Below are 13,644 nucleotides of genomic sequence, written 5' to 3'. Positions count from 1 at the left end.
CACCTTGCGGAGGCCGGGCCGTCCGGCTCCGGCGGGGCATCGGCACAGCTGAGGCGGCCGATGCGGCATCATGCAGGCATGAACACGCCACGGGGGAACCAGTCCTACCCGCCCTATCAGCAGCCGCCGCAGCAGTACCCGCCGCAGGCGCCTCAGCCATACGCGCCGCAGCCCCAAACGCCGTACAGCCAGGGGCCGTACGGAAGCCCGTATCCACCCCAGGCCCCTGCGGGGCCGTACCCGCAGCAGGCCCCGTACGGAACGCAGCCCCCTCCGTACGGTCACCCGCCCGCCCCGCACGGGCAGGCGCGGGTGCGGGTTCCGCGGCCGGCGGGGGAGGGGCGACGCATCCTCGCCGTCACGGTGGACCTGTTCGCCGTGGGCTGCCCGGCCTACCTGATCATTCGCGGTGAAGACGGCCGCCCGCTCACCGGGCTCCTGCTCCTGCTCGGCCTGTCCTTCGCCAACCAGGTGCTCCTGACGTACCTGCTCCGAGCCAGCATCGGCAAGCTGGTCACGGGGATCCGGGTGATCCGCGCCGCCGACGGCGGGCGGCCCGGGCTCTGGCGGACGGTGTACCGGTGGCTGTCAGGGCTGTGCTGGCTGCCGCTCCAGCCGTACTACGGGGTACGGGCGTTCTTCCGCGGCATGGGCGGCGGCGGACCTGCGCGCGGCACGGTGGCCGACAACGACGACGGCGAGCTCTACCACGGCGACCTGGCCGGGCTCCGGTACGCCCGCCGCAGGGATCTGGCCGGCTGAACCCCACGCGCCTCGGAACGGCTTGGCGAGGCGGTCCGGACCCCCCTCGGGTGAGGTCGGCAGACATCAGCCCCGAGGGGGCGCGGCGAGCCAGCGGTCATCCTGGAACTCCGCGGGTACCTCGTCCTCCCACGGATCGATCCCGCGGCGTTCCAGTTCGTCGAACCACCTGTCTCGCTGCGACTCGGGCAGACGCTGTCCGCACCAGGGGCAGAAGCCGATGGTGATGCTCGACGTGCCGCCGTCGTGGATGATCAGCCCGTACTCCTGGAAGTTGGCGATGAATCTGATCAGCGCGTCCGGGCAGGCGAAGGCGTCGTCGTGCTGGTCGCACGACAGGTTCACGCGGCTGTTCATCGCCTCGCAGCAGTGGTTGCTCATGACCTCGGCTTCTCATTGATCGGTATCGAAGGGGGACGCAAATGGTAGGCGGGCACGCAGCATCCCTGGCCTCATCCGCCCCCGTCCCCCTGTGGACGCGCGCTCTGACCGTCGAATCGCGGCGCGCCCGGCAGCTCCTCGCCGCCGGGGGGTGGCGCCTGACTGCGGCGGACGCCGAGGCGGTGGGGGCCGTCCTCGCCCGCCTCACCGCCCCGCTCCCGGTTCGGCGGGGCACAGAGGCGCGGATCAAGGCGACCGACCGGGACAGACGGCTTCAACGCATTCTCCGTACCGCCGTCCATCACCTCGACGCCGGTGCTGTCAGCCCGCCTGCGGCGGCCCTCCTGGCCGCCGTCGCCCGTGCCCTGCTGCCGTGGCACGCCGCTCCGAACCCGCCTGCCGCCGCCGCGGCCCCGAGGTACGGAACCGTCCCAGGAACCACGCAAGGCGCGCCGCCGCCGACCGAAGCGGGCGAAGCCCTGCTCCCTGATCTGATTGCCCTGTTCACCGCGCTCGCCGCGACCGGCCCGGGCGGCGCGGATGGGCCTGGCGCTGCCCCGCTCACACCGCCGGTCGAGCCCTGGCAGGCGCGGTACGCGGGCAGATTCCGTCGCCACACCAGACCCGCGCCGGGGGTATGGACAGCCGAAACCGTCCACTGCCCCACGTGCGGAGGCAAGGACGGCCCCTGGACGGTGACGTGGGATGGGCGTCGGGCCGCATTGGGCTGCCCCTGCGGGGTGGTGAGCCGCGAGCACGGTCTCGCCCTGTCCGAGATCTGGCTCGTGCTGCCGGAGACTGGCTGATTCTTCGTGTCGGCGCATGTCACGGACCGGAGTTATGCGTTGCGTCTCGTCGTCGGTGGCGGTGGCGGTGGCGAACACGCTTTCACGGCCACCCAATTCGGCGCCAACGAGTTCTGGCCCCGAGGAACGCGCGCCGCCGCCGAGGGGCAGCCGCGGTGCCGGTGGGCTCCAACCTCCACGGCCGCGTGGAGGTTGGAGCCCAGCTGCTCCGGGCCCCGTCACAGCCCCAGCGGCGGCAGTTCGCGGGAGGAGTCCGCGGGGTCGTCGCGCAGCGACTCACGCAAGGCGGCGCGCAGGGAGCGTTTGGCGACGACCCGCGCTTTCGGGACGCCGGCCAGGATCTCGTACCCTTCGCCGTACTCCGCGGGCAGCGTCGGCAGCCCGAGCGCCGCGAGCGCGGCGTCGAGCGGGGCGCGGTCCGTGCCGGGGTCGCGCAGTGCGGCGGTGACGAGCCGCTCGTCGGCTTTGGCGAAGGCCGACGAGAGCAGGGCGGCGGTCTCGGCGGCCTCCTGCTGTGCCGGGATTCCCTCAGGTCCTTGCCAGAGGTGCGTCGCCAGCACTTTACGGTCGCGCACCAGGCTCAGTCCGTACCGGTCGACGTACCGGGACACCACGAGTACGGGCCAGGGCTCGCCGGTCGTGAACGACCGGGCGAGACGTACGAGGTCGCCCTCGCCGAGGAGGGCGCGGCGCAGGCCGCGCCGCCCGCCGCGTCCGCCGATGTCCGGTTCCTGCGACGGGGCGGTCTCGACGAGCGTGATGCCGGTGCCGGACAGCGGCGCCATGCGGTAGGCGACTCCGGTGAGCAGCACGGCCTCGGCGACCTGGGCGACCGTCGCCGGCACCAAGGCGAGCTCCCGGCGGGCGCCGCCCGCGTCAGCGGCGGTGGCGGTGACGGCGGCCTCGGGTGGGGTCACCGTGCCGCCGAAGAAGGGGGTGTTCTGGGCGACTTGGGCGCGCACCCCGTTGCGGTACTCCAGGAACGCCGGCAGTCCGCCGAGGTACGCCCACGGGAAGGCGGTGACGTGCCGTCCGACGGCACGGAAGACGTCCAGGATCTCGCCGGCGGGCCTGCCGTCACGGATCATCGCCCAGGCCAGGTGGTTGCGAACGCCGGCCACGTGCGGATCGCCGGCGGGGTGCGCCGTCGAGAGGGCGCGGGCAGCGGCTATCGCGGCGTCCACGCGGTCTTTGCCGATCGGGCCGTACTTGGTCGCCGCGTCGCCGTCCAGCTTCTCGTCCAGGATGAGTTCGGAGAGGGCCACGACCGGCAGCCCGCGCAGCCGGTGGCCTTCCGGGCTCGCGGCGGCGACGCTCTCGGCGTACGCGAACATCTCCTCGTGGGAGCCGTACCACTTGGCGGCGAGGAACTGCACGGCGCGCGCGTGGGCGACCCAGTTGTGGGGGTCGATCGACAGGGCGTTGGCGAGGTGCTCCTCGAAGTCCTCCCGGGACGCGGCGGCACCGGTGTCGTGCGCGAGGACGGCGGCCCACGGCGTGGGGTCGCCCTGGTTCAGAGCGACCGCCTCCTCCAGGACCGGCACGGCGTCGGCGAGGAGCGCGTGGAAGCCGGCGAACTGCTCGGCCGAGACCTCTGACGCCCGCGCCCCGGTCCGTACCGACCAGGCCCGGGCGACGGCCGCCTCGGCGCGTACGAGCGCCAGATCGCGGTCGCCGGGTTTCCGCGCGGACCAGTCCTCCAACTGGCCGGGGCCGGCGAGCAGGACATCCGCGAGCGCCCGTGCGGCCTCGGTCCGGTCATCCCAGTCGGCCTCCCGACGGGTGGCCGCGAGCAGCTCCTCCGCGGGGGCGTACCGCCCCTGCCGTACGGCATCGCAGGCCGCCCGCACACGCGGGTCCGGGGCGTCGAACACCATCTCGTCGTCGGCCTGAAGACCGACTGCGGTAGCGCCGTAGTGCCGCAGCAGCCGAGGCGCTGCGAGCAGACCGGGAAGACGTCCCATGGAGGGCTCCTACAAAACGGGCATGGACGAGATCGGGCCAGGGTACGAGCCCGCAGGCACCGTACGGACGGCAGGGCGGGCCCCTGCCGGGGCGGCTCCGGCCGAAGCACCGACGAGGCCCGGACAGGCCTCCTCTCCGGACGCCGGATCCGTAGCGTTCTGCCGAGGGTGAAGAGCGGCCCGGTCGGGCTCGACGATCACTACAGTCCAGACTCATGACGACGGTTACCACGCGAACGGTCGAATACCCCGCCGACGGCCTGACGATGATCGGGCACCTCGCGCTCCCCGCCGGTGTCGACCGGCGGCCCGCAGTGCTGATCGGGCCAGAGGGCACAGGGCTCAGCGACGTCGAGCGCCGCCGGGCCGACGCTCTCGCCGAGCTGGGCTATGTAGCGCTGGCCTTCGACCTGCATGGCGGGCGCTATTTGGCTGACCCCGAAGAGATGCTGGCCCGTTGCATGCCACTGCTCGCCGACCCCGGCCGGATGCGGGATATCGGTCATGCGGCCCTCGATGTGCTGCGTGCCGAACCGCGGACCGACCCCGACCGAATCGCCGCCATCGGCTACGGCACCGGGGGCGCGATCGCGCTGGAACTCGGGCGCGACGGCGTCGACCTGCGCGTCATCGGGACGGTCAACGCACTGACCACGGGCCGACCGGGGGAGGCGGCGCACATTCGCTGCCCGGTCTGGGCCGGGGTCGGCTCGGAAGACCCGATCATGCCGCCCACCCAACGGGAAGCGTTCACCGCCGAGATGCAGGCCGCAGGCGTCGACTGGCGTCTCGTGGTCTATGGCGGAGCCTTGCACGCCTTCCACCACCCCCCGGTCGACCACACCGTACGCCCGGGCGTCGGCCACCACCCACTGCACGCGCAGCGGGCCTGGCGCGACATCATCGACCTCCTCGCTGAGTGCCTGCCCATCACGGAGTGACCTGGAGCGCCAGGACTGCCATCCCGGACCGGGCAAACCGCCGGGGCACACCCTCTCCGTTCCGGGTTGGGCGCGTGGGCGGCACTGGCGCCGCCGCCGGCGCTAGCTCCGCTGGACGTCCTTGACGAACAGGAGGGCGTCGCTGTTCGCCAAGTGCGCCGGGTCTAGCGGTGCGTAACCGAACCAGGGGGATACGCGGGGCGTGGGGTGCGTGTCGCCGAGGGTGGTGGTCAGGCGTCGCGTGTCGATGAGGGAGCGGTCCTCAGGGAGCCCGTACAGGAGTCCTTCGACGGTGTCCGGCGGTGGGGTGTCGACTCCCTGGTGCCGGATCGTGCCGAGGGCCGTGGCCACGAAGGCGTACTCCTCGCCGAGTTGGGCGCTCACCACCGCGCCGGCGCTCCACCACTCCAGCTGCATCCCGCCCATCCGCATCGTGCTCTTCTCCCGTTGGAGATGGGAGTTGTGGGCGTAGACCAGGGCCGGGCCCCGCGCGGCGACAGCGAGGAGGTTGTCGGCCATCATCTGGTCCCGCACGCCCACCAGCCGGGTCATGCGGGCCGGTGAGGTGTCGGCCATCCAGCGGTGGTAGCGCAACAGGCCGCTGGCGGTACGCCCGTACAGGCGCGCCCGGTCCCAATCTTCCCGCGTGGTCGCCGCGAGCAGGTGCGGCATCTGCTCGTCGAGCAGCGCCACCAGATCGTTGGCGAGCAGCCGCAGTTCCCTGGCCTCGGCCGACTGCCCCACCGACTGGTCCGGGTCCGTCATCGCGGCGGGATTGGTCCACCGGTCGTCGGTGCCGAGCAGGTGGTTGAGTGTTTCCGCGGTGCAGGGAAGCAGGTCGGCGTCGACCCAGGCCGCGAGGTAGTCGTGGAGTGCGGTGAGGGCCTGTCGGGGGCTCGCGGCGGCGGTGATTTCCAGCGGGCCGTCGAAGCCGGCGAAGTGGAGGCGATCGGGCGCCGACCGGCCGTCGTTGTAGGCGCGCATCCAGTGCACGAGTTCGCGATTGGCGGCGGAGCCGCCCCAACCGTGACTGAATCCGTGCCTCATGACCTCGTCGAGGGTGCCCGTGCCCGAGGTGATGTGGTCGTCCACGAGCAGGCCCATCACGCAGTCGCTCTCGATCGCGATCGTCCGGTAGCCCTCCTGCTCCACGAGCTGCCGGAAGAGCTCGTTGCGCAGGGCGAGCAGAGTGTCCTCGCCGTGGGTGGGCTCACCCAGAGCGAGCAGCCGGGGCCGGGCCGGGAGCAGCCTCATGACGGAGGCAGCGTCGACGGCATGGGCGGTGTCCTTGATGTCAGTCGCCATGCCTTCAACGCTATCGTTGAACCTTCGATATGAACTTTTACGCAATGGCCCCCCGGTAGGGTCAGCGGCATGGGGCAGAACCTTCAAACCAGCGAGCGGCTCAGGCCGGTTGATCTCGCGCGTGAGCACGGTCTGTCCACGCAGGCGATCAGGAACTACGAGGCGTCCGGCATCCTTCCGCCCGCAGGCCGCACACCCCACGGATACCGCACCTACACCTCGCTGCACGCGGCGGCCCTGCGCGCGTTCCTCGCTCTGCTGCCCGGCCACGGCCACCGGACGGCAACGTCGATCATGCAAGCCGTGAATCGGGGCCAGGTCGACGAGGCGTTCCGCCTCATCGACGAGAGCCACGCCCAGCTTCTCGACGACCGGCGTACGCTCCAGGCCGTGGAGGGTGCCCTCCGCGACCTGAACGTCACCACGGCGACCGAGCCACGCCTCGGCCCCGCGCCGGCCGAGGCGTACGGGTCCGGCGACACGTTCATCGGGCCGCTGGCCGGGAAGCTCGGAATCCGGCCCGCGACGCTCCGCAAATGGGAGCGTGCCGGGCTGGTGCGCCCGCGCCGCGACCCGCGGACCGGGTACCGCGTCTACGACGAGGCCGACGTACGGGACGCCCGCCTGGCCCACCAGCTGCGGCGGGGCGGCTACTTGTTGGAGCAGATCGCCCCGCTGATCGCCCAGGTGCGGGCGGCCGGCGGCCTGGAGCTGCTGGAGGCCGCGCTGTCCGACTGGCACGCTCGGCTGTCCGCCCGCGGGCGGACGATGCTGACCGGGGCCGCAGAACTGGAGGCGTACCTCCGCCGGCGCGGATGACCTCGGTTCGCCAGCCGTACAGAACCCGCCGCGCTGAACCCGCCCCGCCCGTGCCCGTGGCACGGCCACCAATCGTCCTCCCCAGTCCCCGGTCCCCGGTCACGGCGGCGGTACAGGCCCGCGTTCACCCGGCCTGAGCACGAGGCTGCCGAGACGGCCAGGCGCGTCGCCTGAAGCGTGATGCGCAAAACGAGGGGGAGATGCCATATTCCTGCCCGATTCCGGGCAGGAATATGGACGTTACGCGGTCTCATGCCTAGGGTGATCGCTCATGATCACCCTAGACGCGATAGGGACTTTCACCCTGATAGTGGGACTCCTCACGCTCACCCCCGGACTGGACACCGCCCTCGTCCTGCGTACCGCCGCGCTCGGGCACCGCCGCCGCGCCTGGGGCGTGGTCCTCGGCATCCAGAGCGGCACGCTGGTCTGGGGCGTGCTCACCTCGCTCGGGGTGACCGCGCTGCTGACCGCGTCCCACCTCGCGTACGAGACCCTTCGCTGGGTCGGAGCCGCATACCTGGTGTGGATGGGTGGCAGGCTGCTGTGGGCCACCTGGCGCCGCTCATCGAGCCCGAGCCGGGGCGAGTCCGCGACCGGGGGCGGGGCCGAGACCAAGGTGAGGGAGGGCGACGACACCCTGGTCGGCGGCTGGCGGCAGGGGTTCGTCACCAATCTCCTCAACCCGAAGATGGGTGCCTTCTATGTCGCGGTGCTCCCGCAGTTCCTTCCTGACGGCGCCTCGCATCTCGCTCCAGGGGTACTGCTGGCCGGCGTGCACATTCTCCTGGCCGTCATCTGGGCCTGTGCGCTGATCGCCTTCGCGCACACGCTCCGAGACCGCCTGCAACGCCCCTCGGCCCGCCGCTACCTCGACCGGATCACCGGCACGGTCATCGCGGCCTTCGGTATCCGGCTCGCACTCGGACAGTAGAGGACCGGTGGCCGCGACGCCGACGCAACCGCACTCCGTCCGACAGCCGCCCAACCGACAACCCGCACACCACTCGAAGTGAGAGGACATCCGCATGGGCACGCTCGCCACCGGCATCGAGGCCGTGGTCTTCGACTGCGACGGCCTGCTGGTCGACACCGAAACCTGCTGGACCGTTGCGGAATCGGCCATCTTCGCCGCGCACGGCCATCCCTTCGGTCCCGAACAGAAAGCCCTGGTCATCGGCCACACCGTGGAGGCCGCCGCACAGGTCATGGCCGAATACTTCGGGCGCCCCGACGCCGGGGCCGACATCGCCGCCGAACTCCTCGAAAGAATCCGCGGGGAACTCTCCCGAGGTGCCGCGGCCCTCCCCGGGGCGGCGGAACTGGTACGTGCCTGCCGGGCGGCCGTACCCATCGCCGTAGCCAGCAACAGCCCCCGGGAACTGCTGGACGCGGCACTGTGGTCGGCCGGTCTCGCGGAATACTTCACCCACTCGTTCGCCGCCGACGAGGTACGTTCCCCCAAGCCCGCACCGGATCTTTACCTCACCGCGTGCGAGACACTCGGCGTGGCCCCGAAGCGTGCCGTCGCCTTCGAGGACTCGGCGACGGGCATCGCCTCGGCGCGTGCCGCCGGGCTCTACGTCGCGGTCGTACCCACCCTTCCGGGAGCCGACCTCGATCACGACTGGCTCGGCACCAGCCTGGACGAACCCGAAGTGCGGGACTGGGCCAGGCGGCTGGGCGCATGACGTAACTGCTGACCCCACCCTCTGTGAGCGTACGGGGGGCCCAGCGAGTTGAGGAAATGCCGCTTCTGCGTGTGGCCTGGCGTTGACCGGCACCCTGATGGCCAGTCAAAGTCGGTGCCACAGACGGCTGATGGTGCTGGCGATGACACAAGGGGTGTCTGCCGGCACGTGCGCCAATCTGGAAAGCGGGGGCCCTGCACCACGTCCGCGAACGGCACCACACAGCCCGAAGGGGGCGATCAGTGCATGACCAAGCCTGAGAGCGCGCGATACGACTACGACGTCGTCATCAGCGGCGCCAGCCTCGCCGGCAGCGCCGCGGCGACCTTGCTCGCTCGACGCGGTGTCCGCGTCGCACTGCTGGAACGCCGCACGGACCCCGAAGCGTACAAGGTGCTGTGCACCCACTCCATCACGGCCTGCGCCTACCCGGTGCTGGACGAACTCGGCCTCATACCCGCCCTGGAGAAGGCCGGAGCCGTACGCAACGAAGCCCGCTTTCACACCCGCTGGGGATGGATAGAGCCGAGGGCCGCGCCGGAGGGGCCCGAGCTGCCGTACGGGTACAACATCCGGCGGAGCACGCTCGACCCGCTGATCAGGTCCCATGCGGCGGAGACTCCCGGCGTCGATCTGCTCCTTGGCCATCATGTGACCGGGCTGGTCCGGGAAGCCGGGCGGACCGTGGGGGTGCGCGCGTCGACACCCCAGGGCGAGCGGGAGTTCCGGGCCCGGCTGGTGGTCGGTGCCGATGGCAAGGACTCGGCCGTGGCGAGGCTCGCCGGGGTGCGTGCTCGGCAGTACGAGAACGCGCGGTTCGGCTATTTCGCGCACTTCCGCAACCTTCCGCTGCACCGCGGGATCGCACACACGTGGTTCCTTGAGCCCGACATGGCGTACGCGTTTCCCAACGACGACGGGGTCACGGTCATCGCGGTGCTCCCGGCCAAGAAGAGGCTGCCGGCCTTCCGAGAAGACCTGGAGGGCAGCTTCGCCGCGTTCGTCCGCGCCCTGCCCGAGGCGCCGCCCGTCGACTCCGCCGAGCGCATCACGAAGATCACCGGCTTGGTCAACTACCCACTGCACAGCCGCAAGCCGACCGCACCGGGCGTCGCGCTCATCGGCGACGCCGCGCTGACCAGCGATCCCCTGTGGGGAGTGGGATGCGGGTGGGCCCTGCAGACCGCGCAATGGCTGACGGAGGCGGTCGCCTCGGCCGCCACCGGTCGGGGCGACCTCGACAAGTCCCTTCGGACGTACGCACGCAACCACCAGCGCCGACTGCTGGGTCACCACAACCTGGCCGTCGACTTCGCCAAGGCGCGCCCGTTCAATCCCATGGAGCGACTGATGTTCTCGGCGGCAGCGCGCGACGCGGCATTGGCGCGGCACATGCATATGTTCGCGTCCCGCCTGATCGGTCCGCTGCGATTCCTGAGCCCCGTGGCAGTGGCCAGGGCTGCGGCCGTCAACCTCAAGCACCGTGGGGCGACTGTGCCGCCCCCGCACCTCTCTCACACAGGCTCATGACCGAGTCCTATCGGGCAGGCGGTGACGTGCACAAAGCTCGGCTCCGCGCCCACGGCGAGGCTCCCGGGGGCCATGAGCCGGGGAGCCTCGCATACTGTGGCGGCGCCCTGAGCGCAGGCTGGAGAGCTATCCATTCGCTGGCGGTGGTGATCTCGTCCAGCACGTCGGGCAGGGGCTCGACGCCGAGGCCCGGCCCGGTGGGGACGTTCAGATGGCCCTCGCTGAGGACGAACGGGTCGGTGATGTCCGTGGCGAAGTAGCGGTGGGAGCCAGAGGTGTCCCCGGGGAGGGTGAAGCCGGGCAGCGCGCGAGGGCGACGTTGGCGGCGCGGCCGATGCCGGTTTCGAGCATGCCGCCGCACCAGACAGGGATGCCGTGGATGCGGCGTGCTTCCAGGTCCTCCATGGTGTGGAGTTCGCGGAGTTCGAGTCGGCTCATCGCAGCGCTCCGACGAGGTGGGCCAGGAGACGGGCGCGGACCGGCATTGTGGCGGTGACGACGTGTTCGTGGTCGGCGTTTGCGCCGTCGCCGACGGCACCGAGGCCGTCGAGGGTGGGGCAGCCGACGCCGGCGGTGCAGTTGCCGTCGGATGCGCCGCCGACCGCCGCCTGGGTCAAGGGGGCGATCGGCTGGTCGACGGCCGTCTGCGCCGCGGCGGTAGGGACGCGGACATCCACGTTGAGTGCGGCCCGCGCGGGCACGGTGTTGCTCGCGGTCCCCGCGGACATCATGAGGAGGTCCGCTGGGCCCCCGCCGGGGGCGCCGCGCGGACGGTCGCCGTCTGCGCCGCCGATGCCGTACGCCTGGCGGAGGGACGGCCGCCGATCGAGAGCGGCCTGCGGGAGCGGACACCGGACCCGCGGCCCGTGCCCCGGACGAAGGGACGCCCCGGCCGCGGATCGGCCGAGACGGCCCCGACGCTCCCCCCGCCCAACTCCGCGGATCCGTACGGGACATGGCCCGCACACACGGGAACGCGGCAGCGCCGGGAGAACCGTGGCGACACGGGGGTCCAGCTGAGCCGTACCGACCCGCGCGAGCCCGCGCTGCTCGTGGTCCACCTGGAGCGGGCAGCCGACTCGTGGGTCGAGCTGACCAGCCCGCGCGGCGACGACAAGCTGCCCCGGCAGATCCTCACGCACAGCTCCTCGCTGACGCGGGCGGTCGTCCCGGTCCCCGCCGACGGCCAGGACACGATCCACCTGGAGATGCACACCCGGCGGGGGTGGCGGATCTGGCTCCACCCGCCGGAGAAGATCCCGCTCCTGATGCGGGAGGTGGGCTCGACCGGCTCGTACGTCCTGCGGCATCCCGGCGGCCGGGAGCCGCTGCGAGTCAGCCAGCACGACGGGTCCGCCTTCTCGCTGCACGCCCTCCGGGCGGACTTCCGACCTGGGGAGCTCCTGTGCGAGGGGTCCGGGGCGTTCACGGCGGCGGCCGTCACGCCGAAGAAGCCCTGCCTGCTGTACATCCGGTCGCGCGGCTCGTGGACGCTCACCCCGACAGGGGACCCGAAGCGGCCCTAGGCACTGTCTGACAAAGGATCTTCGCCGGCGGTCTGCCGCCGGCCTGTCCGCGCCGCAGGCGGTTGGCCTTCTGGTCAGCCCGCTCCGGGATCACCAAGCGGATGCCCCACCTGCGCAGGACCCGGCGGATCGCGCGCGACGAGTACGCCTAATGGGAAGCGAAGGCTGGCGGGAGTTGGCCTAATGGGAAGCGAAGGCTGGCGGGAGTTGGCCTTCGTGGGCGTGAGCCGAGCCTTTGAGTATGCCCGGGCCTGAGAGCCCTGTTGACAAGACGAGGCTGACTCGCGCCCAGCAGTCCGGTCAGGAGTGTTCGGAATCAGGTGCGGTTCGTTCTGCTTGGGCCTCGAAGAGATCCTGTTACCGCGGGATGGCCCGCCCTCGGCTCTGGGGCGCTTGGCTGTTCGTAGTCCGAGCCGGTTGTGCGGATCACTTCTCAGCTCTGCCTTGAGCTTTCAGCTCTGACGCAGACCGAGGGCCGTGCGACTCGCTGGGGTTGCGAACGGCTGGTGGGATGACGTGCCTTGAGCACTTCCATTAGGGAGCACGCGCACCCTGCACAGGCTCTGACCTGGGAAGAGAGACGTCACGAAGGAGGGCCGGATGGAGATCACCGGGTTACCGACGCCAGTGTTCTGCGGGGTGGACTGGGCCGAAGACCATCACGACATCGCACTGGTCGATGCGGGTGGGCAGCAGCTCGCAAAGATGCGGATCAGCGACGATGCCGAAGGGTATGCCCAGCTCATGGCTGTGCTGGGCGAGCACGGTGATAACGAAGCCACCCCGATTCCGGTGGCGATCGAGACGTCACGCGGACTGCTCGTCGCTTGTCTGCGGGCCACCGGCCGACCGGTCTTCGCGATCAATCCGCTGGCGGTCGCCCGTTACCGGGACCGCCACTCCGTCGCCCGCAAGAAGTCGGACGCTGTCGACGCAGCGGCCCTCGCCAACATTCTGAGAACCGATATGGCGGCCCACCGTCCGCTGCCGGCGGACTCCGAGCTCGTCCAGGCCATCGCCGTACTCGCTCGGGCTCAGCAGGACGCCGTCTGGGCACGCGGCCAAGCCCACAACAAGCTTCGCTCCCAGCTCAGAGAGTTCTACCCGGCGATCATCGACGCCTTCGCGAGTCACAAGCACGGCCTGTGTTCGAGGGAAGCCCGAAGCATCCTGGCCGCAGCACCGACCCCGACATCGGCTGCGAAGCTGACACGGCGGCGCCTGCAGTCGCTACTCAAGCAGGCCGGCCGCATCCGCGGTATCCAGGCCGAAGCCGAACGGCTCCACGACGTCTTCAAACGCGACTACCTCCACCAGCTCCCGCAGGTCGAGGCGGCTCTCGGGCATCAGACATCCGCTCTGCTCAGGCAGCTGAACACCGCCTGCGACAACGCGGGCCAGCTCGAGGAAGCCGCTACGCAGGCCTTCGAGAAGCATCCGGATGCACCGGTCATCCGGAGCTTTCCGGGTCTCGCCGCACTGACCGGCGCCCGGGTCCTGGCGGAGATCGGCGATGACCGGACCCGGTTCGCCAACGCCGGATCGTTGAAGGCCTACGCGGGAAGCGCCCCGGTCACCAGAGCCAGCGGCAAGAGCTGCAAGGTCATGAGCCGGAAGGTCAAGAACCAGAGGCTGGCCGCCGTCGGCTACGTCTGGGCCTTCGTCTCTCTCACCCGGTCACCAGGCGCCAGAGCCCACTACGACCGCCGCAGGGCAGCCGGCGACCGCCATGTCGCAGCACAGCGGAACCTCTTCAACCGTTTCATGGGCATGCTGTTCCACTGCCTCCAGAACGGTCACACCTACGACGAAGCAATCGCCTTCCCGCAGACCTCAGCCAGTCGTACCTCAGCAGCAGCTTGACGCTTATCCGCGTGGGATGTCTTGTCCACGATGACCGCGTCGGGCTTGCAGCGAGG

Annotated in this window: 11 protein-coding genes and 3 pseudogenes; 8 read left to right on the top strand and 6 right to left on the bottom strand. The window is 70.9% G+C overall.

Going from position 1 to position 13,644, the window contains the following annotated elements:
* Positions 1-78: 78 nt before the first annotated feature.
* A complete protein-coding gene (locus IEZ01_RS29505) occupies positions 79-762 on the top strand; it encodes an RDD family protein (RefSeq protein WP_229833279.1) in 684 nt (227 codons plus the stop codon).
* A 66-nt stretch (positions 763-828) separates the two neighbouring features.
* Here IEZ01_RS29505 and IEZ01_RS29500 read toward each other — a convergent pair whose 3' ends face one another.
* Together IEZ01_RS29500 and IEZ01_RS29495 are read right to left on the bottom strand one after the other, a co-directional pair.
* Entirely contained in the window at positions 829-1,143 is a 315-nt protein-coding gene (locus tag IEZ01_RS29500) for a DUF6980 family protein (protein WP_189204729.1), read from the bottom strand.
* Between the two features lie 1,024 nt (positions 1,144-2,167).
* Positions 2,168-3,913, bottom strand: a complete 1,746-nt coding sequence (locus IEZ01_RS29495; protein WP_189204727.1) for a hypothetical protein — start codon at positions 3,911-3,913, stop codon at positions 2,168-2,170.
* Between the two features lie 215 nt (positions 3,914-4,128).
* Between IEZ01_RS29495 and IEZ01_RS29490 the strand changes: the two genes are divergently transcribed.
* Entirely contained in the window at positions 4,129-4,854 is a 726-nt protein-coding gene (locus IEZ01_RS29490) for a dienelactone hydrolase family protein (RefSeq protein ID WP_189204725.1), read from the top strand.
* A gap of 102 nt (positions 4,855-4,956) precedes the next feature.
* Here the strand turns inward: IEZ01_RS29490 and IEZ01_RS29485 are convergent, their stop codons facing one another.
* Complete coding sequence (locus IEZ01_RS29485; protein WP_189204723.1) at positions 4,957-6,159, bottom strand: erythromycin esterase family protein; 1,203 nt, start codon at positions 6,157-6,159, stop codon at positions 4,957-4,959.
* A 69-nt stretch (positions 6,160-6,228) separates the two neighbouring features.
* On the opposite strand from IEZ01_RS29485, the gene IEZ01_RS29480 reads away from it, so the two are divergent.
* From IEZ01_RS29480 to IEZ01_RS29465, 4 genes are all read left to right on the top strand, one after another.
* Positions 6,229-6,978, top strand: a complete 750-nt coding sequence (locus IEZ01_RS29480; RefSeq protein WP_019883860.1) for a TioE family transcriptional regulator — start codon at positions 6,229-6,231, stop codon at positions 6,976-6,978.
* A 271-nt stretch (positions 6,979-7,249) separates the two neighbouring features.
* Positions 7,250-7,912, top strand: a complete 663-nt coding sequence (locus tag IEZ01_RS29475; protein ID WP_028797169.1) for a LysE family translocator — start codon at positions 7,250-7,252, stop codon at positions 7,910-7,912.
* A gap of 94 nt (positions 7,913-8,006) precedes the next feature.
* The gene (locus IEZ01_RS29470; RefSeq protein WP_189204721.1) at positions 8,007-8,669 is read left to right on the top strand and encodes an HAD family hydrolase; all 663 of its coding nucleotides are present in this window, start codon (positions 8,007-8,009) and stop codon (positions 8,667-8,669) included.
* 246 nt (positions 8,670-8,915) lie between these two features.
* Entirely contained in the window at positions 8,916-10,199 is a 1,284-nt protein-coding gene (locus tag IEZ01_RS29465) for an NAD(P)/FAD-dependent oxidoreductase (RefSeq protein ID WP_189204719.1), read from the top strand.
* A 121-nt stretch (positions 10,200-10,320) separates the two neighbouring features.
* Here the strand turns inward: IEZ01_RS29465 and IEZ01_RS35315 are convergent.
* Both IEZ01_RS35315 and IEZ01_RS29460 read right to left on the bottom strand, forming a co-directional pair.
* A pseudogene (locus IEZ01_RS35315) lies at positions 10,321-10,583 on the bottom strand (enolase C-terminal domain-like protein); the annotation flags it as partial.
* A 50-nt stretch (positions 10,584-10,633) separates the two neighbouring features.
* Positions 10,634-10,930: pseudogene (locus IEZ01_RS29460) on the bottom strand (M20 family peptidase); the annotation flags it as partial.
* Positions 10,931-11,065: 135 nt separating this feature from the next.
* On the opposite strand from IEZ01_RS29460, the gene IEZ01_RS29455 reads away from it, so the two are divergent.
* The gene (locus IEZ01_RS29455) at positions 11,066-11,725 is read left to right on the top strand and encodes a hypothetical protein (protein ID WP_189204717.1); all 660 of its coding nucleotides are present in this window, start codon (positions 11,066-11,068) and stop codon (positions 11,723-11,725) included.
* A 22-nt stretch (positions 11,726-11,747) separates the two neighbouring features.
* Here IEZ01_RS29455 and IEZ01_RS29450 read toward each other — a convergent pair.
* A pseudogene (locus IEZ01_RS29450) lies at positions 11,748-11,873 on the bottom strand (IS5/IS1182 family transposase); the annotation flags it as partial.
* A 452-nt stretch (positions 11,874-12,325) separates the two neighbouring features.
* Here IEZ01_RS29450 and IEZ01_RS29445 point away from each other — a divergent pair.
* Positions 12,326-13,588, top strand: coding sequence for an IS110 family RNA-guided transposase (locus IEZ01_RS29445; RefSeq protein WP_189204715.1), 1,263 nt, complete (start codon positions 12,326-12,328; stop codon positions 13,586-13,588).
* The last annotated feature ends 56 nt before the right edge of the window (positions 13,589-13,644 follow it).

Source organism: Streptomyces purpureus, assembly GCF_014648195.1.
Classification (GTDB): Bacteria; Actinomycetota; Actinomycetes; order Streptomycetales; family Streptomycetaceae; genus Streptomyces; species Streptomyces purpureus.
This window is presented reverse-complemented; position numbering and strand designations above follow the sequence as displayed.